The sequence below is a fragment of the Azospirillum brasilense genome (assembly GCF_005222205.1).
Taxonomy (GTDB): Bacteria; Pseudomonadota; Alphaproteobacteria; order Azospirillales; family Azospirillaceae; genus Azospirillum; species Azospirillum brasilense_G.
This window is the reverse complement of record NZ_CP032345.1, coordinates 2,524,223-2,547,650: the sequence shown is the minus strand read 5'-3', so window position 1 is coordinate 2,547,650 and position 23,428 is coordinate 2,524,223. Positions and strand designations below refer to the sequence as shown.

The 23,428-nt window shown below is 70.6% G+C and carries 21 protein-coding genes; 9 read left to right on the top strand and 12 right to left on the bottom strand.

Going from position 1 to position 23,428, the window contains the following annotated elements:
- Window positions 1–28: 28 nt before the first annotated feature.
- The 4 genes from queA (at window position 29) to queG (ending at window position 3,925) form a co-directional block, all read left to right on the top strand.
- Window positions 29–1,048 carry a tRNA preQ1(34) S-adenosylmethionine ribosyltransferase-isomerase QueA gene (gene queA, locus D3869_RS12145; RefSeq protein ID WP_137140248.1) on the top strand — a complete coding sequence of 340 codons (1,020 nt, stop codon included), beginning with the start codon at window positions 29–31 and terminating at the stop codon, window positions 1,046–1,048.
- Complete coding sequence (tgt, locus tag D3869_RS12140; RefSeq protein WP_137140247.1) at window positions 1,048–2,250, top strand: tRNA guanosine(34) transglycosylase Tgt; 1,203 nt, start codon at window positions 1,048–1,050, stop codon at window positions 2,248–2,250. The genes queA and tgt overlap by 1 nt, the downstream gene beginning before the upstream one ends.
- Window positions 2,243–2,707: a preQ(1) synthase gene (gene queF, locus D3869_RS12135; RefSeq protein WP_035672604.1), complete on the top strand. Its 465-nt coding sequence runs from the start codon at window positions 2,243–2,245 to the stop codon at window positions 2,705–2,707. Before tgt ends, queF begins: the two co-directional genes overlap by 8 nt.
- 162 nt (window positions 2,708–2,869) lie before the next feature.
- A complete protein-coding gene (gene queG, locus D3869_RS12130) occupies window positions 2,870–3,925 on the top strand; it encodes a tRNA epoxyqueuosine(34) reductase QueG (RefSeq protein WP_137140246.1) in 1,056 nt (351 codons plus the stop codon).
- Here queG and D3869_RS12125 read toward each other — a convergent pair.
- The 11 genes from D3869_RS12125 to D3869_RS12075 all read right to left on the bottom strand — a co-directional run bounded on the left by D3869_RS12125 (window position 3,903) and on the right by D3869_RS12075 (window position 18,732).
- The gene (locus D3869_RS12125; protein ID WP_175426449.1) at window positions 3,903–4,898 is read right to left on the bottom strand and encodes a lysylphosphatidylglycerol synthase transmembrane domain-containing protein; all 996 of its coding nucleotides are present in this window, start codon (window positions 4,896–4,898) and stop codon (window positions 3,903–3,905) included. The genes queG and D3869_RS12125 overlap by 23 nt on opposite strands.
- 36 nt (window positions 4,899–4,934) lie before the next feature.
- The gene (locus D3869_RS12120; RefSeq protein ID WP_137140244.1) at window positions 4,935–5,879 is read right to left on the bottom strand and encodes a glycosyltransferase family 9 protein; all 945 of its coding nucleotides are present in this window, start codon (window positions 5,877–5,879) and stop codon (window positions 4,935–4,937) included.
- Window positions 5,876–7,099: an O-antigen ligase family protein gene (locus D3869_RS12115; protein WP_247895635.1), complete on the bottom strand. Its 1,224-nt coding sequence runs from the start codon at window positions 7,097–7,099 to the stop codon at window positions 5,876–5,878. Before D3869_RS12115 ends, D3869_RS12120 begins: the two co-directional genes overlap by 4 nt.
- A gap of 123 nt (window positions 7,100–7,222) precedes the next feature.
- The gene (locus D3869_RS12110) at window positions 7,223–9,625 is read right to left on the bottom strand and encodes a methyl-accepting chemotaxis protein (protein ID WP_137140242.1); all 2,403 of its coding nucleotides are present in this window, start codon (window positions 9,623–9,625) and stop codon (window positions 7,223–7,225) included.
- Window positions 9,626–9,746: 121 nt separating this feature from the next.
- Window positions 9,747–10,967 (bottom strand): GNAT family N-acetyltransferase, encoded by a 1,221-nt coding sequence (locus tag D3869_RS12105; protein WP_247895634.1) that lies wholly within the window; start codon window positions 10,965–10,967, stop codon window positions 9,747–9,749.
- A complete protein-coding gene (locus D3869_RS12100) occupies window positions 10,964–12,619 on the bottom strand; it encodes an acyl-CoA synthetase (RefSeq protein WP_137140241.1) in 1,656 nt (551 codons plus the stop codon). Before D3869_RS12100 ends, D3869_RS12105 begins: the two co-directional genes overlap by 4 nt.
- 151 nt (window positions 12,620–12,770) lie before the next feature.
- Window positions 12,771–13,253, bottom strand: a complete 483-nt coding sequence (locus tag D3869_RS12095; RefSeq protein ID WP_137140240.1) for a YbaK/EbsC family protein — start codon at window positions 13,251–13,253, stop codon at window positions 12,771–12,773.
- A gap of 6 nt (window positions 13,254–13,259) precedes the next feature.
- On the bottom strand, window positions 13,260–14,087 hold the full coding sequence (proC, locus tag D3869_RS12090; protein WP_137140239.1) for a pyrroline-5-carboxylate reductase: 828 nt from the start codon (window positions 14,085–14,087) through the stop codon (window positions 13,260–13,262).
- A gap of 5 nt (window positions 14,088–14,092) precedes the next feature.
- Window positions 14,093–14,596, bottom strand: coding sequence for a YbjN domain-containing protein (locus tag D3869_RS12085; protein WP_109068036.1), 504 nt, complete (start codon window positions 14,594–14,596; stop codon window positions 14,093–14,095).
- Between the two features lie 202 nt (window positions 14,597–14,798).
- Window positions 14,799–15,143, bottom strand: coding sequence for an accessory factor UbiK family protein (locus D3869_RS12080; protein ID WP_137140238.1), 345 nt, complete (start codon window positions 15,141–15,143; stop codon window positions 14,799–14,801).
- 118 nt (window positions 15,144–15,261) lie between these two features.
- Window positions 15,262–18,732 (bottom strand): AsmA family protein, encoded by a 3,471-nt coding sequence (locus D3869_RS12075; protein WP_137140237.1) that lies wholly within the window; start codon window positions 18,730–18,732, stop codon window positions 15,262–15,264.
- Window positions 18,733–18,937: 205 nt separating this feature from the next.
- Here D3869_RS12075 and D3869_RS12070 point away from each other — a divergent pair, with 205 nt between their 5' ends.
- Window positions 18,938–19,126, top strand: coding sequence for a DUF4169 family protein (locus tag D3869_RS12070; RefSeq protein ID WP_137140236.1), 189 nt, complete (start codon window positions 18,938–18,940; stop codon window positions 19,124–19,126).
- A 144-nt stretch (window positions 19,127–19,270) separates the two neighbouring features.
- Window positions 19,271–20,110 (top strand): DUF2189 domain-containing protein, encoded by an 840-nt coding sequence (locus D3869_RS12065; protein WP_137140235.1) that lies wholly within the window; start codon window positions 19,271–19,273, stop codon window positions 20,108–20,110.
- A gap of 176 nt (window positions 20,111–20,286) precedes the next feature.
- Here D3869_RS12065 and D3869_RS12060 read toward each other — a convergent pair whose 3' ends face one another.
- Complete coding sequence (locus D3869_RS12060; RefSeq protein ID WP_137140234.1) at window positions 20,287–20,475, bottom strand: DUF1192 domain-containing protein; 189 nt, start codon at window positions 20,473–20,475, stop codon at window positions 20,287–20,289.
- A gap of 200 nt (window positions 20,476–20,675) precedes the next feature.
- Here D3869_RS12060 and D3869_RS12055 point away from each other — a divergent pair, with 200 nt between their 5' ends.
- The 3 genes from D3869_RS12055 (at window position 20,676) to D3869_RS12045 (ending at window position 23,388) form a co-directional block, all read left to right on the top strand.
- On the top strand, window positions 20,676–21,680 hold the full coding sequence (locus D3869_RS12055; RefSeq protein WP_137140233.1) for an NAD(P)H-quinone oxidoreductase: 1,005 nt from the start codon (window positions 20,676–20,678) through the stop codon (window positions 21,678–21,680).
- Between the two features lie 322 nt (window positions 21,681–22,002).
- A complete protein-coding gene (locus tag D3869_RS12050; protein ID WP_109068042.1) occupies window positions 22,003–22,620 on the top strand; it encodes a DUF1013 domain-containing protein in 618 nt (205 codons plus the stop codon).
- 174 nt (window positions 22,621–22,794) lie between these two features.
- Entirely contained in the window at window positions 22,795–23,388 is a 594-nt protein-coding gene (locus D3869_RS12045; protein WP_041810970.1) for a UbiX family flavin prenyltransferase, read from the top strand.
- The last annotated feature ends 40 nt before the right edge of the window (window positions 23,389–23,428 follow it).

Genomic DNA, 23,428 nt, shown 5'->3' with positions numbered 1-23,428 from the left:
ACCGCTTTGGTCTATACGAGCGGCTCCCATGAAGACCGCCGATTTCGACTTCGACCTTCCGCCGGACCGCATCGCCGAGCATCCGGCCAAGCCGCGTGACGCCGCCCGTCTGCTCGACGTGGCGGAGCGTCTGCACGACCGCACCGTTCGCGACCTGCCCGCCCTGCTGGAGCCCGGCGACCTGATGGTCGTCAACGACACCCGCGTCATCCCCGCCCGGCTGGACGGCCGGCGCGGCGAGGTGCGGGTGGAGATCACGCTCCACAAGCGCGAAGGCGAGCGGGAGTGGGCGACCTTCGCCCGCCCCGGCAAGCGGCTGAAGCCCGGCGACGTGATCGTCATCGCCGAGGACTTCGCGGCCGAGGTCGTCGCCAAGGACGGGATGGAGGTGCGCCTTCGCTTCTCCAAGGGCGGGCCGGCGCTGATGGAGGCGCTGCACCGCCACGGTCGGATGCCCCTGCCCCCCTACATCCGGCGCGAGGCGGACGAGCAGGACGCGGCGGACTACCAGACCGTCTTCGCCGCGCGCGAGGGCGCCGTGGCGGCCCCCACCGCCGGGCTGCACTTCACGCCGGAGCTTCTGGCGGCGCTCGACGCCCGCGGCATCCGCCGCGTGCCGGTGACGCTGCATGTCGGGGCCGGAACCTTCCTGCCGGTGAAGGTGGACGACATCGCCGACCACCGCATGCACAGCGAGTGGGGCGAGATTTCTCCGGAAACCGCCGACGCCATCAACGCCACCCGCGCCGCGGGGGGGCGGATCGTGTCGGTCGGCACCACGGCGCTGCGCATCCTGGAGACGGCGGGGCTGGACGACCGCAGCATCCGGGCCTTCAGCGGCGACACCGACATCTTCATCACCCCCGGCTACCGCTTCAAGATCGTGGACCTTCTGTTGACCAACTTCCACCTGCCCCGCTCCACCCTGTTCATGCTGGTCTGCGCCTTCGCGGGCATGGACCGGATGAAGGCGGCCTACGCGCACGCCATCGGCCAGAACTATCGTTTCTTCAGCTACGGCGACGCGTCGCTGCTCCGGAGGGTGTGATGACCGGGATCGGGTTCGAGCTTCTGAAGACCGACGGGCGCGCCCGGCGCGGGCGGGTGTCCACCGCGCACGGCATCATCAACACGCCGGCCTTCATGCCCGTGGGCACCGCCGCCACCGTCAAGGCGATGACCAGCGACGCGGTGAAGTCCACCGGCGCGGAAATCCTGCTGGGCAACACCTACCACCTGATGCTGCGCCCCACGGCGGAGCGCGTCGGGCAGTTGGGCGGCCTGCACCGCTTCATGAACTGGGACAAGCCGATCCTGACGGACAGCGGCGGCTTCCAGGTCATGTCCCTGTCGGACCTGCGCACCATGACCGAGGAGGGGGTGACCTTCAAATCCCACCTCGACGGCAGCAAGCACCATCTGACGCCGGAACGCTCGATCCAGATCCAGCATCTGCTGGACAGCAACATCACCATGTGCCTGGACGAGTGCACCCCCTTCCCGGCGACGGAGGCGCAGGCGGCTTCGTCCATGCGCCTGTCGATGCGCTGGGCCAGGCGCAGCAAGGACGCCTTCGTCGAGCGGCCCGGCTACGGCCTGTTCGGCATCGTGCAGGGCGGCGTCTACGCCGATTTGCGGGCGGAGAGCGTGGCGGCCCTGAGCGACATCGGCTTCGACGGCTACGCCATCGGCGGGCTGGCCGTCGGCGAGGGCCAGGAGACGATGTTCACCGTGCTCGACTTCACCGAGCCGCTGATGATCAAGGAGCGCCCGCGCTACCTGATGGGCGTCGGCCGCCCCAGCGACCTGATCGGCGCGGTGCGGCGCGGCGTCGACATGTTCGACTGCGTGATGCCCACCCGCTCGGGCCGCACCGGTCAGGCCTTCGTGCGGCGTGGCACCATCAACATCCGCAACGCCCGCCACGCCCACGACGAGCGCCCGCTCGACGAGGAGTGCGGCTGCCCGGCGTGCCGGAACCACAGCCGGGCCTATCTGCATCACCTGTTCAAGGCGGGCGAGATGCTGGGGCCGATGCTGCTGACCTGGCACAACCTGCATTACTACCAGGACCTGATGGCCGAGCTTCGGCAAGCCATCGAGGACGGCCGGTTCGAGGAGGTCGCGAGCGCGCTGGAGGCCCGCCTGAACGAGGGAGACGTCCCGGCGACCGAGGACCCGCTGGCCGCCCTGAAGGTGAAGCCGGCCAAGCCGGCGAAACCCGCAAAGAAGGAATCCGCGGATGTCTGAGAACATCTACGCCGGCCTGACGCAGCTCGGCGGCGCCACCGTCCAGCCGAAGACCCCGGAAGAGGCGGTGCTGGAGCGCGTGCCGAACCCGAACCCCGGTGAGAACTACGTCGTGCGCTTCACGGCGCCGGAATTCACCTCGCTCTGCCCGATCACCGGCCAGCCGGACTTCGCCCATCTGGTCATCGACTATGTGCCGGGCGAGTGGCTGGTGGAGTCCAAGTCGCTGAAGCTGTTCCTGACCAGCTTCCGCAACCACGGCGCCTTCCACGAGGCCTGCACCGTCGGCATCGGCAAGCGCCTGGTGGACGAGCTGAAGCCGGTGTGGCTGCGGATCGGCGGCTATTGGTACCCGCGTGGCGGCATCCCCATCGACGTGTTCTACGCCACCGGCGAGCCGCCGAAGGGCGTGTGGATTCCGTCGCAGGACGTCCAGACCTACCGCGGCCGCGGCTGATCCGGGATTTCATCTCTGAAAGTCCCCTCTCCCCCCTGGGGAGAGGGTTAGGGTGAGGGGGGTGCGCTTTTACCGAACCTCACACCATGCGCATCCCCCTCACCGGCCCTCCGGGCCACCCTCTCCCCGGAGGGGAGAGGGTTAGCACTTCAAGCCATCGCCATGTCCGATCCCGCCACCTCCACCCGCGAAGCCATCCGCGACCGCGCGCTGTCGCTGGGCTTCGACGCGGTCGGCTTCGCGCGGGCGGAGCTGGGTGAGGAAGCCAAGGCACGGCTGGCCGAATTCCTGCGACAGGGCCGGCACGGCGACATGGGCTGGATGGAGGACAAGGCCGACCGCCGCGCCCATCCCCAGGCCCTGTGGCCGGAGGCGCGCACCGTGATCGCGCTCGGCACCAGCTACGCCCCGGCGGAGGACCCGCGCGCCCTGCTGGCGCATCCCGACCGCGGCATCGTGTCGGTCTATGCGAGGAACCGCGACTACCACGACCTCATCAAGGGCCGTCTGAAGACGCTGGGCCAATGGATCGCCCACCGCTACAAGGCCGAGCTGAAGGTCTTCGTCGACACCGCCCCGGTGATGGAGAAGCCGCTGGCCGAGAAGGCCGGGCTGGGCTGGCAAGGCAAGCACACCAACCTCGTGTCGCGGTCCCACGGCTCCTGGCTGTTCCTGGGCGAGGTCTACACAACGCTGGAACTGCCTCCGGACCCGCCGGGGGTGGACCGTTGCGGCCAGTGCCGCCGCTGCCTGGACGCCTGCCCCACCGCCGCCTTCCCCGCCCCCAACCAGCTGGACGCGCGGCGCTGCATCTCCTACCTGACCATCGAGCACAAGGGGCCGATCCCGGAGGAGCTGCGCCCGCTGATGGGCAACCGCATCTACGGCTGCGATGACTGTCTGGCCGCCTGTCCCTGGAACAAGTTCGCCAAGCGCTCCCGCGAGGCGGCCTTCCTGCCGCGGGCGGAGCTGACGGCGCCGCGGCTCGCCGATCTGGCGCAGTTGGACGACGCGGGCTTCCGGCAGGTGTTCAGCGGTTCGCCGATCAAGCGGATCGGGCGCGACCGCTTCGTGCGCAACGTTCTGGTGGCCCTGGGAAACAGCGGCGATGCCCGCCACGCCGAGGTGGCCGAAGGGCTGCTGGACGACCCGAGCGACGTGGTGCGCGACGCCGCCGGCTGGGCGCTGGCCCGGCTCAGGGGCGCCCAACCTCTTTAGACCCCTTCAGGCTGAGCCAGAGCAGGCCGCCGGGCAGCGACGACAGGGTGACCGACAGGCCGATCATCAGCGACAGGGCGAGCGCGTCGGTGGCGCCGAGCCCGTAGAGCGCGAAGCCGGCGACGAAGGCCCCTTCCCGCACGCCCCAGCCGTTCAGCGAGATGGGCAGGGCCGCCGCGAAGATGGTCATCGGCACGACGGCCAGCGCGTCCAGGACCCGCACGGGAATGCCCAGCGCGTGGGCGTAGGCGATCACCGCGAAGACGGTGCAGGCGTGAACCGCCGCGCTGTGCAGCAGCCCGGCCAGCGCCGCCCGGCTGACCAGCGCCGCGCGCAACCGCGCCACCTGCGCCTGCATCGCCCGGACCGGCGGGCGCAGCAGGACACCCGGCAGCGGGAGGCGATCCGCCTGAAGCCCCACGACCATGGCAACGGCGAGCAGCGCCACCGCCACCGGTCCGGCCCAGGCAACCGAGGGCGGGGCCGTCGCCACGAGGTGCGGCAAGCCGAGGAACAGAAGCAGGATGCAGCCGACCAGGGCCAGCAGCCGGTCCAGCACCAGGGCCAGCACCACGGCGGTGGAGGACGCCCCGCCCCGGTAGGTCAGCCAGCCGCGCACCACGTCGCCGCCCAGCGCCCCCGGCAACACCTGCCCGAAGAACAGGCCGGTGAACATGAGCCGCATCGCCAGCCCGTGCGAGACCCGCTCTCCCGCGGCGCGCAGGGCGTCGCGCCACCGCTCCCCCGCGCAGACCACGGCGAGCAGCTTCGCCGTGAAGCCGGCGGCCAGCCAGACGGGGTCCGCTCCGGTGACGCGCGCCAGCAGGGCCGGCCAGTCGGCGTTGACGCCCAGCACGCCGAGAACCCCCAGGGTCACCGCCAGCTTGGCGAGCAGCATCAGACGCCCGCCCGGCTTTCCGGCGGGCAGGGTGACCGCTTCGGCGGGCATGGCGCTGGCGTCCTGGCTGCTCAAATCCTTCATGGCTCCTGCAAAACCATCGGCGGCACTCTACCGGCTCGGCGGAAGAGCGTCCATCGCCGCCAGGACACCGGCCACGTCCATGTCGGCGAAGGACGGCCGGTGGTGGACGACCATGCGCGGCCCATTGGCCTGGATCGGGACGGAGGCGTCACAGAAAAGACCCAGCGTGGGGCAGCCGATGGCCGCGACCAGATGGGTCGGGCCGGTGTCGTTGCCAACCGCCGCCCAGGCCCGGCGCGCCAGACCGGCGATCTCCGGCACGCTGGTGCGGCTGGTCAGATCCACCGCCTGCGGACAGGTGGCGGTGATGGCCCGCGCGAGGTCCGCCTCGATGGCCGTGCCCAGCACGACCGGCGTGATCCCGCGGGCCGCCAGCAGACACGCCAACGCGCCGTAACGCTCGACCGGCCAGCGCTTGTCGGGCCGTCCGGGGGAGGAGCCGGGGATCAGCAGAGCGTAGGGCGCGGCGATGCCGAAACCGCTGGTGTCGGCGTCGAGCCAGGACAGGTCCGGCACCGCGTCCGGCACGATGCCGAAGGGGGCCAGCTGCCGGGTGTAGCGCTCGATCACCGGCACCTTGCGCCGCCCCGGATACTGGTCGCGGTGCGAGGCGCCCCAGGCCGTGCCCGACCATTCCGGCCAGGGACCGGGGGCGAGCAGCCAGAAATAGCGGTCGGTGCGCGGCTGCGCCTGAAGATCGTAGACCCGGCCGAAACGCCCGGCGCGCAGCAGGCGGCGAACCCGCCGGTAGGCGCCGAGGGACCGCCCGCGCGGGTCCTCCAGAACCTCGTCGAACAGGCCGCTGAGGCGGGCGAGCGGGGCCAGGGACGGCAGGGTCAGCAGGGTCAGATGATCGGCGGCGTGGTGCCGCCGGATGGCCGAAAAGGCGGTCTGGGCCAGGAAGAAGTCGCCGAAGGCGCCCAGCTTGATGACCAGGATGCGGCGGCGCCCGACGCCGCTCTCCCCCGTCATTCGCCCCCCGACGGGGTGCGGGCGGCGAGCCGGAGCATCAGGCCGGCCGCCAGCATCCCCCCCATCCACCAGGCCTGCCAGATCCCGTAGGCCGTGCTGGCCATCGCCAGCGCCGACGCGAACAGAGCCAGGGCGAAGGGTTGCAGCCGCCGCTCCATCCGCGCCGTGCCGAAGAGAAGAAGCAACGCAGCCACCAGGGCCAGCGCGGCGCCGAGGGCGCCAAGCTCCAGCCAGACCTGGAGGAAGGCGTTGTGGGGGTGCAGCGGCAGCAGGCTGTCGGTCAGCGTGCCGAAGCGCGACACCGCACCGTCCGGCTCCAAGGCGCGGGACGCGTCGATGCCCTGCCCGAGGACGGGCGTCTCCAGCGCCCGGCTGGCCGCCATGCCCCAGATCTCAACCCGATGCTGGGCGGATCGGAACAGCCAGTCGGCGCCGTCCAGGTTCAGCACGCGGTCGAACAGCAGCACCAGCGGCAGAACGAAGATGAAGGCGATCCCCAGGACCGCCGCCAGCACCCCGCGGACGAGCCGCGGCGACCAGACGGCGAGCGCGAAGGCCGCCCCGCCGACGGCGATGCCCAGCATGGCCGAGCGGCTGGTCAGCAGCAGGCAGGCCGCCGCGAAGACGGTGGGAAGGGCGACGGCCATCCCGCGGCGCCCGGCCCGGTCGAGCGCCATCGCCGCCGGCCAGACGAGCAGGCAGAGCAGAACCGCCGTGCGCTTGGGCACGTTGGTCTCGGCGATCTCGATCCCGGCCGGCACATGGTTCCACCAGCGGTGCAGCGGAAAATCCAGCGCGGCTTCCACGGCGAACAGCAGGACGCCGGCGAACACGCCCGCCAGGAACAGGCCGGTCAGCCGCCGCGCCTCCACCCCGGGCAGGGAGGACAGCCACGCCCCACCGGCCAGCGCGCCGAGGCCGATGTAGCCGATCTCCACGACCGTCAGTCCGGCGCGCGGCGACGGGCTCCACAGGATGGAAAGGGAGGCCAGCGCCAGGAACGCCAGGACCACCACGGTGCCGGGCATCGCCCGTTGCAGCCGCCCCAGAGCGCCGCGGCGGGCCAAGCCGGCCAGCCCGATCAGCGCGATCAGGATGGCCCAGACCGGCAAGCCGCGCGGCGCCATCGAGGCCAGCGGGCCGAGCGCCGCCACCGCGACGCCCGCGAGACCGGCCAGCGCCGCGTCGGGAATCCCCCGTGTGGAAGCGCGCTGTGACAAGGGGAAGTCCATGGGATCTCGCGTCCGTGAGGCTCGGCGCGGCTTAACAGATGCCCCGTGCGAAAGCAACGGGGACGGGCCGGGGGATTTTTCAGCCCCCGGCCCGTCCCCGTCGCACCGCGATCAGGCGGTCCGCACCTTGTTCAGGAAGCCCTGCACCTCGGACCGCAGATGCTCGGCCTGCCGGGTCAACGTGCGGCTGGCGTCCAGGACGGCGTCGGCGGCGCCGCCGGTCTTGGTGGCGGCGTTGGTCACCTCGGCGATGTGGTGCATCACCTCCTGCGTGCCTTCGGCGGCCTGATTGACGTTCTGGGCGATCTCGCGGGTGGCGAGCCCCTGCTGCTCCATGGCGCGGGCGATCTCGGTGACCGTGCTGCTGATCGTGCCGACCGCGTCGGAGATGGTGCGGATGGCGCCCACCGCCCCGCCCGTCGCCGCCTGCATCTGCGCCACTTGGCTGGAGATCTCCTCGGTCGCCTTGGCGGTCTGCCCGGCGAGGTTCTTGACCTCCGTCGCCACCACGGCGAAGCCCTTGCCGGCTTCCCCGGCGCGGGCCGCCTCGATGGTGGCGTTGAGGGCCAGCAGGTTGGTCTGCTCGGCGATCTCGCCGATCAGGTCGACCACCTGCCCGATGCGCTGCGCCGCCTCGGCCAGACCTTCGACGATGCCGTTGGTCTCGGTCGCCTTGGCCGCCGCGCCGACCGCCACCTGGGAGCTGCTGTTGAGCTGGCGGGAAATCTCGGCGATGGAGGAGGACAGCTCCTCGGCCGCCGCGGCGACGGTCTGCACGTTGCTCGACGCCTGTTCCGACGCCGCGGCGACGGCGCTCGACTTGGCGGTGGTCAGGGCGGCGTCCGACGACATCTCCTGCGCGTCGCGGCCCAGGTTGCCAGCGGACTCGGTCAGCGACTGGACGACGCCCGACACCGCCTGTTCGAAGCCGTTGGCGAACTCGTTCATGGTGCGGCGGCGGTCGGCGTCGATCTGTCGGCGCATCTCCTCCCGCTCGCCCTCCATGCGCTGCATCTCCAAGGCGTTCTCCTTGAAGACGCTGAGCGCCTCGGCCATGGCGCGCAGCTCGTCCTTGCGGTCGCCGGCGGGGATGTCCACCGTCAGGTCGCCTTCGGCCAGCCGGCCCATCGCCTTGGTCATGGCGTGCATCGGGTGGGTGATGGCGCGGTCGATGATCCAAGCCATCAGCATGCCGAGCGCCAGCGCCACGGCGGCGCCGATGATGATGATCAGCTCCGCCCCGCTGCGCCCGTTCTCGCGGTCGTCGCGCTGGATGGTGACGAGACGGGCCACCTGCTCGCTGACGTCGCCCGCGGCCTTGGCCATGGTTGTGGAGGCGGCGCGCTGGTTCTCGCTGGTAGTGACGAGGGCGGCGAACTCCCGGTCGAAGGCCTGGGCGGCCTCGGTGATGGCGGCGATCAGGGCGCGGCCCTCCGAATCGACCAGCACCGCCCCGGCCTGGGTGGCGAGCGCCAGCGTTTCCTTCACCGCGCCGTGCACGCGCGCGCGGGCCTCCTCACCGTTCATCAGGATGAAGTCGCGCTGCCCCAGCATCGCGGACTGCGCGCCCTGGATCAGGCGCATGGCGATGCCGCGCAGCTGGACGGCCTCGTTCACCTCGCTCTGGGCGAAGTTCGCGGCCTCCTGGAGAGCGCTGGAGACCATCGCCTGGTTCTCCTGCATCTCGTGGGCGAGGTTCTGGATTTCCTGGGCATGGCGATCCAGCGCCTGGATGCGGCCGCTGGCCGGTTCGCCGGCGCCTTCGGCGCGGGCCTGCTCGAACACCATCCGGTAGGCGCCGGCGATGGTGACGATCCGCTGGGCCAGCTCCTCGTCGTTGGTGCCGACGAGATCCTTCTCGATGGCCTCGGCGTTGGCCAGCAGCGCCGCGATGGCCTCCCCGGCGGCGACCATCGTGGCGGGGTTGCGGGTGTGCGCGAAGTCGGACTGCAGGCGCCGCGCCTCCAGCACCATCTCGATCAGCCGGTCGGCGCGGTCGGAGGTGTCGCGGCTCTGCCGCACGGCGTGCTCCGCGTCCTTCAGGCTGATCATGTTCTGGTCGTAGCGGTCGGACTGCTGCCTGCCGATCTTCTCCGCGATCTCCCGCAGGGCCTGGGCGCGCGTCTCCATGCTCTGGGTGCGGGCGCGGGCCTCCTTGTCCTGGGCGACGAAGTTGGCGAAGGCGCTGCGATAGCCGGCGATTCCCGCCAGGATCTCGTCGACCAGCCGGACGCTGCCGGCGTCCTCCAGCGCGGACCGCGTGCCCTGCGCCTCGTCGCGCAGCCGGTCCAGCATGCCGGGCACGTTGTCGGCGGCCTTGGAGTCGCGCTCGGTGACGAAGCGGGCTTCCTCGATCCGCACGGTTTTCAGCCGGGCGTCCAGTTCGGCGGTGTGGGCTGCCAGATCGACACGTCCGGCGTAGGTGCGCAGGCTGTTCCAACCAACGAACGCCACGGCAACCGTCATCAGAAGGACCGCCGCAAAACCGAGCGCAATCCGCGTTCCAATCGTCATGAAATCGGGCTCCCCCGGATCGTACGGCCTTATGCGTTGGCCGTCGTCATGCCTTTGTCGTTAAGGGATACAGCAGAAAGGGTTAATTTCTGGTTTGATAAACGCGACTGGTAACACCGCTTCAGAACCGGTCCGGCATCCACGGCGCCGGTCCAGAGAAGAACAGCGCCGCGAGCGCCAGAGCGTCCTCTCCGCCACGCAAAAGACCAACCTGACGGAGAGCGTGGGGGCCCTTGTGACCACTGTAGAGGGCGGCGAGAGCCGCGATGGACAGGGAAAGCACCGCGCCAGCCGGCTTTCCGCGGCCGCCCGTCCTGTCCGGAACCCGGCCCACGACGGCCTTTCCATCGGAAAGGCACAACCGGAAACTGCCGGAATTCTCCGGAATCACAGCGTCGGAAACGTCTATAATCAATTCGCCCGCAACCCCTGATGGATATCCGCGAGTCTCCAAGGCACGCTGAAGGTCAAGGATGCGCAACAGCCACTCGTCCCGCGCGTCGGCGCGTGTGCCGTTGTCCGGCGCCATCAGGACCAGCGGGTCGTCGGGCCCACCGCGCCAAGAAACGCGGTCGACCTGCGCCCGGTAGCCGGCCAGGAAGCCCTGCGCCAGCCGCACCGCACGCGGGCTGAGCAGGCACAGATCCGCCACCGTGAGTTTTCGGTCGGATGGCGGCGCCACCGCGACGTATCCCTCAGCCCCACCAGGACCACCCAAAGTGTAAACATCCGACGGCGCGCCGTCCGGGCAGAGGGCGAAGCTCCACAGCCCTTCATTGCGCTCCACCAGACCGTTGGCGGTGGTGAGCAGGCTGCGGCGTAGCGCCGCAAGGGGAGCGGCGTCGCTGGCGTCGGTCCGGCGAATCCACCCGTCTCCCGGTGGTGGTCCGACGGACAAGGCCGCCGGCGGCGCGCTCCAGTCGAAAGACACCCCGCCCCGCCCGAAGCCCAGGCGGGTATAGAGCGGAAGGGTCGCCGGGTAGAGCACCGACAGCGCCGCTCCACCGGCCCGCGCCTCCTCCAGCAGACCGCGCATCAGCGCGGTGCCGTAGCCGCGCCCGCGCTCCGCCGGATCGACGGCCACCGCCGCCACGCCGCAGGACGGCACCGGGCGTCCGCCGAACCATTGGTCCATCGGCCAGACCGCGGCACAGGCGACGAGCTGACCGGCGCGGCCCGTCTCATGCCCGGCGCGCAGGCCGCGCATCACGCCCGGCCCGAACAGCTCCACCGACCGGTCGAAATACTCGCGGGGGATGCCGAAACCCTGGCGGACCAGGGTCGCGGCATCCGCCCGTTCCTCGGGCAGAAGGGGGCCGAAGCCCCCGGTCACAAGGGTCACACCTTCGCTCCGTTCAGCGCGCGGGCCTGATCGCGCAGCACGTATTTCTGAATCTTGCCGGTCGAGGTCTTCGGCAGGGCGGTGAAGACGACGGTGCGCGGGCACTTGAAGTGGGCCAGATGCTCCCGGCAATAGGCGATCACCTCGGCTTCGGTCAGCTGCTTGCCCTCCTTCACGGTGACGAAGGCGCAGGGCGTCTCGCCCCATTTCTCGTCCGGGCGGGCGACCACGGCGGCCTCGACGATGTCCGGATGCTTGTAGAGGACCGATTCGACCTCGATCGTCGAGATGTTCTCGCCACCGGAGATGATGATGTCCTTGGAGCGGTCCTTCAGCTCGATGTAGCCGTCCGGATGCCAGACGCCGAGGTCGCCGGTGTGGAACCAGCCGCCGGAAAAGGCCTCCTGCGTCGCCCGCGGGTTCTTCAGATAGCCCTTCATGACGGTGTTGCCGCGCATGAAGATCTCGCCCATCGTCACGCCGTCCTTGCGGGTCGGCTGGAGCGTGTTGGGATCGGCGACCATCAGCCCTTCCAGCGTGGCGTAGTTCACGCCCTGCCGGGCCTTCAGCGCCGCGCGCTCCTCCAGCGGCAGGTCGTTCCAATGCTCGTGCCAGGCGCAGATGGTGACCGGGCCGTAGACCTCGGTCAGGCCGTAGACGTGGGTGACGTCGAAGCCCATCCGCTCGATCTTCTCGATCACCGCGGCGGGCGGGGCGGCGCCGGCAGTCATCATCTTGACGCCCCGCGGGATCTCGCGCTTCTGCTCCTCCGGCGCGTTGACGATCAGGCCCATGATGATCGGCGCGCCGCACATGTGGGTAACGCCGAGGTCGGCCAGAGCGTCGTAGATGCCCTTGGCGGTGATGGTGCGCACGCAGACGTTGGTGCCGGCCATGGCGGTGACCGTCCAGGGGAAGCACCAGCCGTTGCAGTGGAACATCGGCAGGGTCCACAGATAGACGGGATGGTGCGGCATCGCCCAGGTCAGCACGTTGCCCATGGCGTTCAGGTAGGCGCCGCGGTGGTGGTAGACGACGCCCTTGGGGTTGCCGGTGGTGCCGCTGGTGTAGTTCAGCGCGATGGCCTGCCACTCGTCGGCCGGCATCGGCCACTCGTAGGCCGGGTCACCGGTCTCCAGGAACTGCTCGTAGGTCTGCTCGCCGATCAGTTCGCCGCCCTTGGCCTGCGGGTCGTCGATGTCGATGACGATGGGGCGGCGCTTCGGCTCCAGCATGTGGACGGCCTTGGAGATGACGCCGGAGAATTCCCGGTCGGTCAGCAGGACCTTGGCCTCGCCATGCTCCAGGATGAAGGCCAGCGCCTCGGCGTCCAGGCGGATGTTCAGGGCGTTGAGGACCGCGCCGGTCATCGGCACGCCGAAATGCGCCTCGAAGGATTCCGGGGTGTTGGGGGCCATCACCGCGACCGTGTCGCCGAGCCCGATGCCGCGCTTGGCCAGGGCCGAGGCGAGGCGCACGCAGCGCTCGTAGGTTTCCGCCCAGGTGCGGCGGACCGGGCCGTGGATCACGGCGATGCGCTGCGGGTAGACGGCGGCGGTGCGGCGCAGGAACGACAGCGGCGACAGCGGCACCGTGTTGGCGGCGTTCTGGTCGAGGTCGGTCTCGTACGGGTTGTGCCGGGCGTCAGTCACGGGGGGCCTCCCTGATGCGTCTCTGTTCAAGAACTCGTTGGGAAGAGTCTTGCCAGAGAATCCAGAGGCTTGGAAGAGGGGTGGCCCGACGATGCGCGGTCATGCCGCGCTGCGGCATCCTGCCCGGTTGACCAGCCCGGTTGTCGGGCGGTCAGCCCTTGCGGACGGTTTCGACCCGCCCGCCGGTGATGGCGACGAGTTCCGCCGGGGTCAGGCGGAAGACCGCGTTGGGGGTGCCGGCGGCGGCCCAGATGGCGTCGAGGCCCATCAGGTCGGCGTCGATCAGGACCAGCGGCGGCACGGCGTGGCCGATGGGCGGCACCCCACCGATGGCGAAGCCCGTCGTCTCCCGCACAAAGTCCGGATCGGCCCGCTCGATCTTTTCGCCGATCAGCCGGCCGACCGCCTTCTCGTCCACCCGGTTGGCTCCGCTGGCCACCACCAGCACCGGACGCCCGCTGTCCTTCGCGCGGAAGATCAAGGACTTGGCAATCTGCGCCACCGCGCAGCCGACGGCGTTCGCGGCGTCCTCCGACGTGCGGGTGCTGCCCTCATGCTCGACCACGCAGTGGCCGTGGCCGAAACCGTCCAGCAAGGCCTGGACCCGTTGGGCGGAGGGGCTGAGGGCCGCCATGGCGGTTTACTTCGCCAGTTCGCGGGAGCGGTTCGCGGCGGCGGCGACGGCGCGGTCGAACAGCGGCTGCAGGCCGTCCCCGGCCATCAACACGTCGAGCGCCGCCTGGGTGGTGCCGTTTGGGCTGGTCACCGCCTTGCGCAGGTCGGCGGCAGCGGTCGGGGACTGGTGAAGCAGTTCGCCCGCCCCCGCAACGGTGGCCCGCGCCAGACGCATGGCAAGCTCGGCGGGCAGCCCGGCGGCCTCGCCGGCCTTCGCCATGGCCTCGACCATCAGGAAGACGTAGGCCGGGCCGCTGCCCGACACGGCGGTCACCGGATCGAGAAGCGACTCGTCCTCCACCCAGGCTACGTCGCCCACCGCGCGCAGCAGAGAATCGCACAGCGCCTTCTGCGCCTCGGTCACAACCGGGTTGCCGACGGCGACGGTCATGCCACGCCCGATGGCGGCGGGCGTGTTGGGCATGGAGCGGACGATGGCCGCGCCCTCCCCCAGCGCCGCTTCGAAGGAGGCGATGGTCTTCCCGGCGGCGACGGAGAGGAACACCGTGCCGGGACGGACCAGCGCGCGGTAGGCCGGAAGGACCGAGTCCATCACCTGCGGCTTCACCGCCAGAACGACAACATCGGGCGTGAAGCCGGCGGGCACGGCGTCGGGGCCGCTCGCCAGAACGACGGCCGGGTTGCCGCGCAGCGACTCCGGCAGGCCGTACGGCTCGACCACGGCGACGCTGGAGGCGATTCCGGCCGTCAGCCAGCCGTCGAGCATCGCGCCGCCCATCTTGCCGCAGCCGGCCAGAAGCAATGTGCACCCCTGCTGCTCACCGTGCGCCATGGCGGTCACGCCTCCCCGGCGGTGTCGAGGATGGCGGCGGACACCGCCTCCGACGCGGACTTGCCTCCCCAGATCACGAACTGGAAGGCGGGGTAGAAGCGCTCGCACTCCGACAGGGCGATCTCGACGAGGTCCTCGAGCTGCTCCACCGTCGCGCCGCGCGAGCCGCGCAGCAGCATGGTCTGGCGGAACATCGGGGTGTGCTCCTCGGAGCAGACGTCGAAATGGCCGAGCCACATGCGCGCGTTCACCTCCGCCAGCAGGTCGTTGACCGAGGAGCGGCGGGCCGCCGGGACCTTCATGTCGAACTGGCAGGAGAACTGCATCGCGCTGACGTCGGACTGCCAGACGAAATAGAGGCGGTAATCGCACCAGCGCCCACCGATCTCGACGATCAGCTCGTCCTCGCCGGCCCGCTCGAAGGGCCATTCGTTGGCGGTGACGATCTCCTCGACGATGTCCAGGGGATTGTGCGCGGATGAGGGGGTGTCGACGGCAACAGCCGACATGTCGGCGTCCTCCTGTGAAGGCGCGGTGGACGGAACCGCCCCGGGGCCGGTCCGCCTTCGCGCAAGAAGGGGAAGCCCCGAGATGTTGTGGCTGGCAGACGGATGGATACCACCCAAGGCACCGTGCCAAAAGGGTCTGGCCGGCGCAACTGGTTTTCGGCGGTGCATCCGTGAAGGTTCGGAGACGGGACGGAGGGCCGGATCAGACCGGCCCGCTGCCGCCTCCGGCGATGGGGCCGACGGCCGGAGCGGCCGGAACGGCAGGAGCCGCGTCCGGCTTCGAGTCGCGGCCGGCCTGGAGGGCGGCGACCGTGGCCTCCAGCGCGGCGAGCCGCTCGGCCATGGCCTCCTGCTCCTCGCGGGCCTTGGCGGCCATGGCGCGGACGGCCTCGTGCTCCTCGCGGCTCACCACGTCCATGCGCGACAGGACGCGCTCGAACTGCTGGCGCATCTGCGCCTCGGCTTCCTCACGCAGGGACGACAGCGCGCCGAGCGCGCCGCCCGCGACGCGGGCCAGATCGTCCAGAATCTTATTGTCCACCTGCATCGACTCAAATTCCGCTTCTTGTCTGCCGCATTATGGGACCCGCCCCACGGAACTTCAACGGGCTTGGACGCAATGCGTCACGGGGCTTGAACGCAATGCGGCGCCGTCACTCCCCTTCTCAACGCCGCAGCCCGTCGATCAGCCCCTTCAGCAGCGCGTCGGGCTTCGGCGCGTTTCCGCCAACCCCGGGAATGGGCAGGTCCTTCGGCACCACCTTGTTCAGCAGTCCTTCGGCGGCGCGCCGGGCGAAATACTCCTGCACCTCCTGCATCTCGAAGGAACGGGTGGGCTTGTCGAGCGCGCCAGTCATGCGGACGGTCAGCGGCGGCAGCGACTGGTCGGACTGCACGGTCAGGCGGACGCGCATGTCGATGGTCTGCGCCGGCAGGTTGACCTGCCCCGCCGCGACCGCCTCGCCCAGGTCGGAGGTCAGGCGCGTGTCCTCGGTCCGCGCCACGCCCTTGTCGATGGCGAAGCTGCCGTCCAGCCGGGCGAAGCGCGTCTCACCGCCCTGAAGGCCGCCCATCACCGCGCCCAACAGCTCCTGCGGGCGTTCCAGCCTGGTCAGCCGGTCGCGCAGAACGCCAAGGTCGAAGCCGCGCAGCAGACCGTCGCGGGCGCTGATCCGGCCCTGACCGGCCAGCGCCCTGAGCATGGCGTCGCCGCCCGCCCCGCTGGTCGTCAGGTTGGCCTCGGCGTCCAGCACGCCCCCGGCGATCTCCAGCGCGCCGCCGCCCAACCCGCCGCCAACCGCCTCGGCCAGCTTGGCCTTGGACAGGGTGATGGTGGCCTCGGCGGTCGGCGTCTGGTTGCCCGGCGCGGCGAGCCGCCCGGTGGCGCCAAGCTGGCCACCCATCAGGGTGCCGTCGAAGCGCTCCACCGTCAGCACGCCGTTGGTCACGGTGGCGCGCAGGGCCGGGTTCTCGATCCGCGTGCCGCCCTTGACGAGGGCGGAGGAGGTCAGGGCGAAGCGGCCGTCGAAGCGGCGCAGCCCGCTGAAATCTCCCGTCGCGGCGTCGGGCGCCCCCGACGTCGCCTGGGCCGCCGAAGAAGACCCGGTCGCCGGAGACGCCGCGCCCGCGGGGCGGGCCGCCGCGGCGGGAAGCGCCGCCAGCCGGTCCAGCTCCAGGTCGCCGGTCTGCAGGTCGGCCTCGACCCGCGGCTTGCTGCCGTTCAGGTCGGCCCCGGCCTTCCCCTTGACGGTGACGCCGGCCACCGTCCCCTGGATGTTCCCCAGGGTGAAGGCCTTCCGCGTCCCCGCCAGCTCCGTGTAGAGGTCCATCGGGCCGTAGGAGCCGACGGACGGGTTGTCGGCGAACAGGCCGGCCAGCCGGGCCAGCTCCGGATGCTTGACGCGCAGCTTGAGGTCGGCGCTGGGGTCCTTTTCGACGTTCGACAGCGTGCCGCCCGCCTCCAGCGAGCCTTCGACCGCCTCGACGCCCAGTTCGACCGCGAGACGGTCGGCGTCGCCCGACAGGCGGGCCTGCGCCTTAACCGCGCCCAGCCGCTCAGGCGCGGGGGCGCCCTCCGGCCAGGGAACGGCGCGCGCCACCCCTTCCAGGCTGGGAGCCTCGGCGTTCAGCGTCAGGTGGGCGCCGCGCAGCGGCTCCAGCCCAGCGATCTGCCCGTCCAGGCGGAGCTTCACCCCGGCGGCGTCCTGCACCGTCGCCTCCTTGATCGACAGGGCGCCGCCCGCGGCGGTGGCGTCGAGCCGCAGCCCCTGCACCGGCGTGTTGCGCACGGTCAACTGCCCGACCGACAGTTCCAGATTGGCGTCCACGCCGGCCAGCAGCCGAGCCGGGGTCGTCGCCGGGTTCGTCGCCGGGTTTGCGGCCGAATTCCCGTTGCGCGCGGGTGGCGGGGCGCCCGTTCCGTTCGCGGCGGGAGCGGCCTGGGCCGCGGTGGCGCCGCCCGGCGGCGGCAGGTAGGCGTCGAGATTCAGCCGGTCGAGGTCGAGCCGGGCTCCGAAGGCCGGGCGGCCGCGGTCCACATAGGCGACGGCGCCGGTCAGGCGGCTGGCGTCCACCCGCAGGTCGAGACCGTTCACCTCCAGTCGCCCCGGCCGCCCCTGCAGCTGCGCGGCGACCGAGGCCCGGCGCAGGCGGTCCGCCGGCACGGCGCGGACGTCCACCCGCAGCCATTCCAGCAGGGCGCGCAGGTTGTCGGCGTTCGCCTCCATCCGCAGGTTCAGGTTCGGCTGGCCGTTGGCCGCCGCCAGTTCGCCCGCCGCCACGATGTCGGACCCGCCGGGCAGCAGGGCGCTGACGCGGTCGATGTTCAGCGTGCCCCCGGTCAGGCTGGCCTCCACCCGCCCCTGGCGGATCACGCCGCCGTTGTAGGTGATGCCGTCCACCGCAAGGTCGAGCTTGGCGTCGAGCGCGTCCGGCAGGACGAACCCGCCCGGCTGGCCAGCAGCACCTGAGGGAGCGCCACCCGAGGGAGCGCCACCCGAGGGAGCGTCCCCGGATGGGGCGTTGGGCGGCGCGCTCTTGACGCCGTTTCCATTGCGGGCGGCGGGCTGGCCGGTCGGCGAGCCACCGCCCGAACCGGCGCGGTCCAGCCAGGCGTCGAGGTCGAGCCGGTTCAGGGCCAGGGTCAGCTCCGCCCGCGCCGGCGTTCCGCCGCGCAGGGTCGCCGTGCCGGTGGCCCGCGTGTCGCCGAGCTGCGCCTCCAGGTTGGTGAAGCTGGCCGCGGTCGGGGACGCCTCGACCGCCGTGCGGATGCCAAAGGACTGGGCGAGCAGCGCGTTCGCCTTCCTGTCCTCGCCGGCCGCCGAACCGTTGCGGACCAGCGCCAGGACGCGGGACAGGTCGCTGCCCTCGGCGCGCAGGTCGCCCTGGGCGCGCGACCCGCCGCTGCCCGGCGGGTTGGTGACGATGCCGGCGAAGCGCAGCGTGGCGTCGGTGTCGGCCATCGACAGCGCCGCCCGGACCTGGACGGCGGCGCCGTCGATCAGGCGGCTGACGAACATCTCCCCGCGCAGCGGCACGCCGCGCGCCCGGAAGCTGCCCTGCCCCTGGAACGGCCCGGTGAAGCTGCCGGCAACGATCCGCGCATCGACCTGGTCGATCACCTCCGACTGGCCAGTGCGGGCGTCGCGGTACTGGATGGTGCCGTTCTGCACCGTCACCTGATCGAAGCTGACCGCCGAGGCCAGCCCGTCCCCGGACCCGCTCCGCTCCCCGCCCGCCGGGCGCCCGGCGCCGGACATATCCCAGTTGAAGCGACCGTCGGGCAGCGTTTCGAACAGGAAGATCGGGTCGATCAGGCGGATGCTCTGCACCTGGATGTGGCCGCTGAGCAGCGGGCCGAGCGCCACACGGACGTCCAGCTCCTTCAGGCGGGCCATGTCCTGCTCCGACCCGCCGGGCGCGTTGGCCAGACGGGCGTCGCGCACCGTCAGCGCCGGGGCCGGCAGCAGCGACAGGCCGATGTCGCCCCTCAGCTCCACCTCGCGCCCCGTGGCGGCGGACACCCGCTCCGCGATCTGGGCTTTGTAGGCGTTCCAATCGACGACGCTCGGCACGATCAGCACCGCGGCCACCAACAGACCGACGAGTATCAGAGCTGCGATCAGGAATCTCTTCACCGGTTGACGCGCCTTCCCCACCGTTCGGCTGTTGAGTCGCCGTGTTTCCGCCACAAGCCGCGAGAACCGCTGGCGCCCGCTCCGGTCTTCCGGGTGGCACGGGGTTTCGCTAAACTATCGTCCCGAAAGAAAACAAGCAATTTGGGCATTCCAACGGCCGAGTTGTCCAAAAGACGATACGCCCCGCCCTCAGGAGACGCGCCCTATGGCCGATGTCGTGAACCTGAACCGCTTCCGGAAGATGCGCCAGAAGGAAGAGCGTGAAAAAAACGCCGAGGCGAACCGCATCCGCTTCGGCCGCACCAAGACCGAGAAGCTGCGCGACCGCCAGGAGGCCGAGCGCCGCGCGGCCGAGCTGGACGGCAAGAAGGTGGAGGGCGAGCGGGACGAGTGACGGCCAAGCCCGTGCTTTGGTATCGCTTTTGTGACAATTTGGTATTCTAACAATTCGTCCATAAGACAATCTGGATCGCTGCGGACCGCTTTGCTACAGTTCCCCTCACGAGAGGCGCAATGGGCAAAGGGGAGGACCATCATCATGGTCGACATGTCGTCTCACCGCGGTGCGTCCCAATTCCATCGGCCGATCCGGCGCAAGGAACCCTCCGAGTTCCACAAGCCGGCCCCTTATCTTCCACGGATCCGCAGCGTCGACGTCGACCGCCCCTGGCTGTGGCTGAGCGCCGGCTGGCGCGACATGTGCGCCAGCCCCATGATCAGCGCCGCCTACGGCCTGCTGGCGGTGCTGTCCAGCCTCGCCCTGGTGGCGGTGCTGGCGATGCAGGACATGCAGTATCTGGTCCTGCCGATGGCGGCGGGCTTCATGCTGCTGGGGCCGGTCTTCGCCGTCGGCCTCTACGAGACCAGCCGCCTCTTGGAGCGGGGGGAGACGCCGACCCTGATGAAGGTCGCCGGGGCCTACCGCCGCAACGGCGTGCAGATCGCCGGGATCGGGCTGGCGCTGATGCTGGCCATGCTGGCCTGGATCCGCATCGCCTTTCTGATCTTCGCGCTGTTCTTCGCGACGGAGCCGCCGGCCTTCGACCAGCTCGTCGACCGCATCTTCTTCTCGGCCCAGACGATCCCGTTCCTGCTGACCGGCACCCTTGTCGGCGGCGTCATCGCCACGGCGGTCTTCGCCATCAGCGTGGTGTCGATCCCGATGCTGCTCGACCGCGAGACCGACAGCTTCACCGCCATGGCGACCAGCGTCGCGGTGCTGCGCGAGAATCTTCGCACCATGGCCGGCTGGGCCTTCCTGATCGTGCTGTTCACCGCGGCGGGGATGGTCACCGGCTTCCTGGGACTGGCGCTGGCCCTGCCGCTGATCGGGCACGCCTCCTGGCACTGCTACCGCGACCTGGTCGGCGCGGACTGAGATATCATGGCCTTATACCCCTCTCCCGTCCCGGGAGAGGGTGGCCCGAAGGGCCGGGTGAGGGTAAGGTCAGGATCATATGACAGCCCGTTGCCGGCACCCTCACCCTTCCCGCGCGCAGCGCGGGCGCCTTCCCTCTCCCGGGGCGGGAGAGGGAAAATCGTCATTCCCCCTTCTCAGGACGGCTTCTTGAAGAAGGCTTCGGCGGCGTTCTTCTGCACCTCCTTGGCGGCGATGGCGGCGCGGGCGCGGGCGATCTCCGCCTCCAGCCCGGCGATGTAGTCCTTCAGCTCCGCCACGCCCAGCGCGGTCAGGTCCTTCAGCGCCGGCTTGGCCTTGCGCGGCTCCAGATCGTCGATGTCCATAGGGCGTCTCCTCCCGTGTTCGCGCATCCCTGCCCCGCGCCGTCCGCTTCCCGCCCGTCGGAAAGGCCGGCGGGGCGTGCTTGTCAGCGCCGGTGCGGAATTCTAACTTTGGACGCCTGCGGACACAAACGGCCCGGCCGCCCGGATCGGCGACGGCCGGATCGGCGGACACCGCGTCAACGAGGAATGGGGGAGACACCATGGGCATCGCCCTGCCGGACAGCATGACCTGCGTGGAGATTTCGCAACCCGGCGGCCCGGAGGTCCTGCGCACCGTGCAGCGCCCCGCCCCGGTGCCCGGCCCCGGCGAGGTTCTGGTGGCGGTGGAGGCCGCGGGCGTCAACCGTCCCGACATGCTGCAGCGCCAGGGCCGCTACGACCCGCCGCCGGGCGCCTCGGACCTGCCCGGCCTGGAGATCGCCGGGCGCGTCGTCGCCCTGGGCGAGGGCGTCACCGAGTGGGCCGCCGACGACGCGGTCTGCGCCCTGATCGCCGGCGGCGGCTACGCCCAGTATTGCGTGGTCCCGGCGCCGCAGCTCCTGCCCGTGCCGAAGGGCTACAGCATGGTCGAGGCCGCCGCCGTTCCGGAGACCTTCTTCACCGTCTGGACCAACGTGTTCGAGCGCGGCGCGCTGAAGCCCGGCGAGACGCTGCTGGTCCATGGCGGCTCCAGCGGCATCGGCACCACGGCCATCCAGCTCGCCAAGGCCTTTGGCGCCAAGGTCTTCACCACCGCCGGCAGCGCCGAGAAGTGCCGCGCCTGCGAGGAGCTGGGTGCCGACCGCGCCATCGACTACAAGACCGAGGATTTCGCCGCCGTCATCCAGAAGGAGACCGGCGGGCGCGGCGTCGACGTGGTGCTGGACATGGTCGGCGGCGACTACATCGCCCGCGACATCGGCATCATGGCCCCGGACGGACGGCACGTCTCCATCGCCTTCCTGCAGGGGCCGAAGGTCTCCATCAACATGTTCCCGGTGATGACCAAGCGCCTGACCCTCACCGGCTCGACCCTGCGCGCCCGCTCGGTCGAGGAGAAGGGCCGCATCGCCGCCGCCCTGCGCGAGAAGGTCTGGCCGCTGCTGGAAGGCGGCACGGTCAAGCCGGTGATCCACAAGGTGTTCACGCTGGAGCAGGCGGCCGAAGCGCACGCCCTGATGGAATCCAGCGCGCACATCGGCAAGATCGTCATGACGGTGGCCTGAGGTGGCGGGCTGACCGTCGCCGCACCCGCGAACCGTTCAATTGCGAAGGGAATTCCCCGGCAGCACAGCCGGGAATTCCCTTTCAAGCATTTTTTTCGCTTCATTCTTGTTCCCGGACGGCCGGGTGGGCTTGCTAAAGCGCGCCAAGACGGTTAGCAGAAGGATCGGCGTCCGGGTTTTCCCGGCCGCCTGCCCGAGCACGCTTACATCGACCGGTTCCGGCCCTATATGGAGGGCGAAGCTCGGGACCATCCGGTATAGTTATGGCCGATCGCGCCACCCGCCAGCGGGTGCGGTCGGGTTGGAGTTGTCAGGAGGGACGATGGCACTGCCCTTGATGCCGAAAGCGACGGCCGTCTGGCTGGTCGAGAACACATCCTTGACCTTCGAGCAGATCGCCGCCTTCTGCGGCCTGCATTCCCTGGAGGTCCAGGCCATCGCCGATGGCGAGGTGGCGGTCGGCATGGTCGGGCTGGACCCGGTGGCCAACGGTCAGTTGACCAAGGGCGAGATCGAACGCTGCGAGCGCAACCAGGATCTGCGCCTGAAGCTGCTGGTCCCCGACCTGCCGCTGCCGGCGGCCCGGTCCAAGGGGCCGCGCTACACCCCGATCACCAAGCGCGGCGACAAGCCGGACGCCATCGCCTGGCTGCTGAAGCACCATCCGGAACTGTCGGACGCCCAGCTCTGCCGCCTGATCGGCACGACCAAGCCGACCATCGCGGCGGTGCGCGACCGCACGCACTGGAACGCGCCGAACATCAAGCCGCGCAACCCCGTGCTGCTCGGCCTCTGCACCCAGCGCGAGTTGGAGGAGGCCCTGGCCCTGGCCGTCCGCCGCGGCGGCGTCCCGCTGTCGCAGGAGGAGCGCGAGGCCCAGGACGGCGAGGAAGGCTACGGCGACGAGTCGCCCTATTCGGAGCGGGAAGAGGCGCGCTGACGCCGCTTTCCCGGCCCCTCTCCCCCGGCGGGAGGGGGGCTTTTTGCTTTTATGCGCCGGGAGCGGTCCGTCCCTCCGCCCCCGGCGACCGGTTCTTCGGAATGCGCCCGGCCCTTCGGAATCCGTGAAGATCGCGCTCTGGACGGCGCCCGGCCCGCGCGCTACTTCTTCGGCATGACTGCACCCTCCCGTCTTGTCGTCGGAATCAGCGGAGCCTCGGGCGTGATCCTGGGCATCCGGCTGCTGTCCGTGCTGCGCCGGATCGGCGTCGAATCGCACCTCGTCGTCAGCCGGTCGGCCGAGGTCACCCTGGCCCATGAGACGGACATGAAGGTGGCGGAGCTGCGCGCTCTCGCCGACGTGTCCTACGCCGCCGCCGACATCGGCGCGGCCATCGCCAGCGGCAGCTTCCGCGCCATGGGCATGATCGTTGCCCCCTGTTCCGTCCGCACGATGAGCGAGATCGCCACGGGCGTGACCTCCACCCTGCTGACCCGCGCCGCCGACGTCACGCTGAAGGAGCGGCGCCCGCTGGTGCTGATGGTGCGCGAGACGCCATTGCATCTTGGGCACCTGCGCACGATGACCCAGCTGGCCGAGATGGGGGCGGTGATCGCCCCGCCGGTCCCCGCCTTCTACAGCCGCCCGCAGACCATCGACGATCTGGTGGACCATGCCGTGGGGCGCGCGCTCGACCTGTTCGGCCTGGACGCGGGCATCGTCCGCCGCTGGGGCGAGCCGGCGCCTGCCGAGGTTCTGGAAACATGATCCGGCCTGGGCTATACCGCATCCGCTAAATCCCGACCGA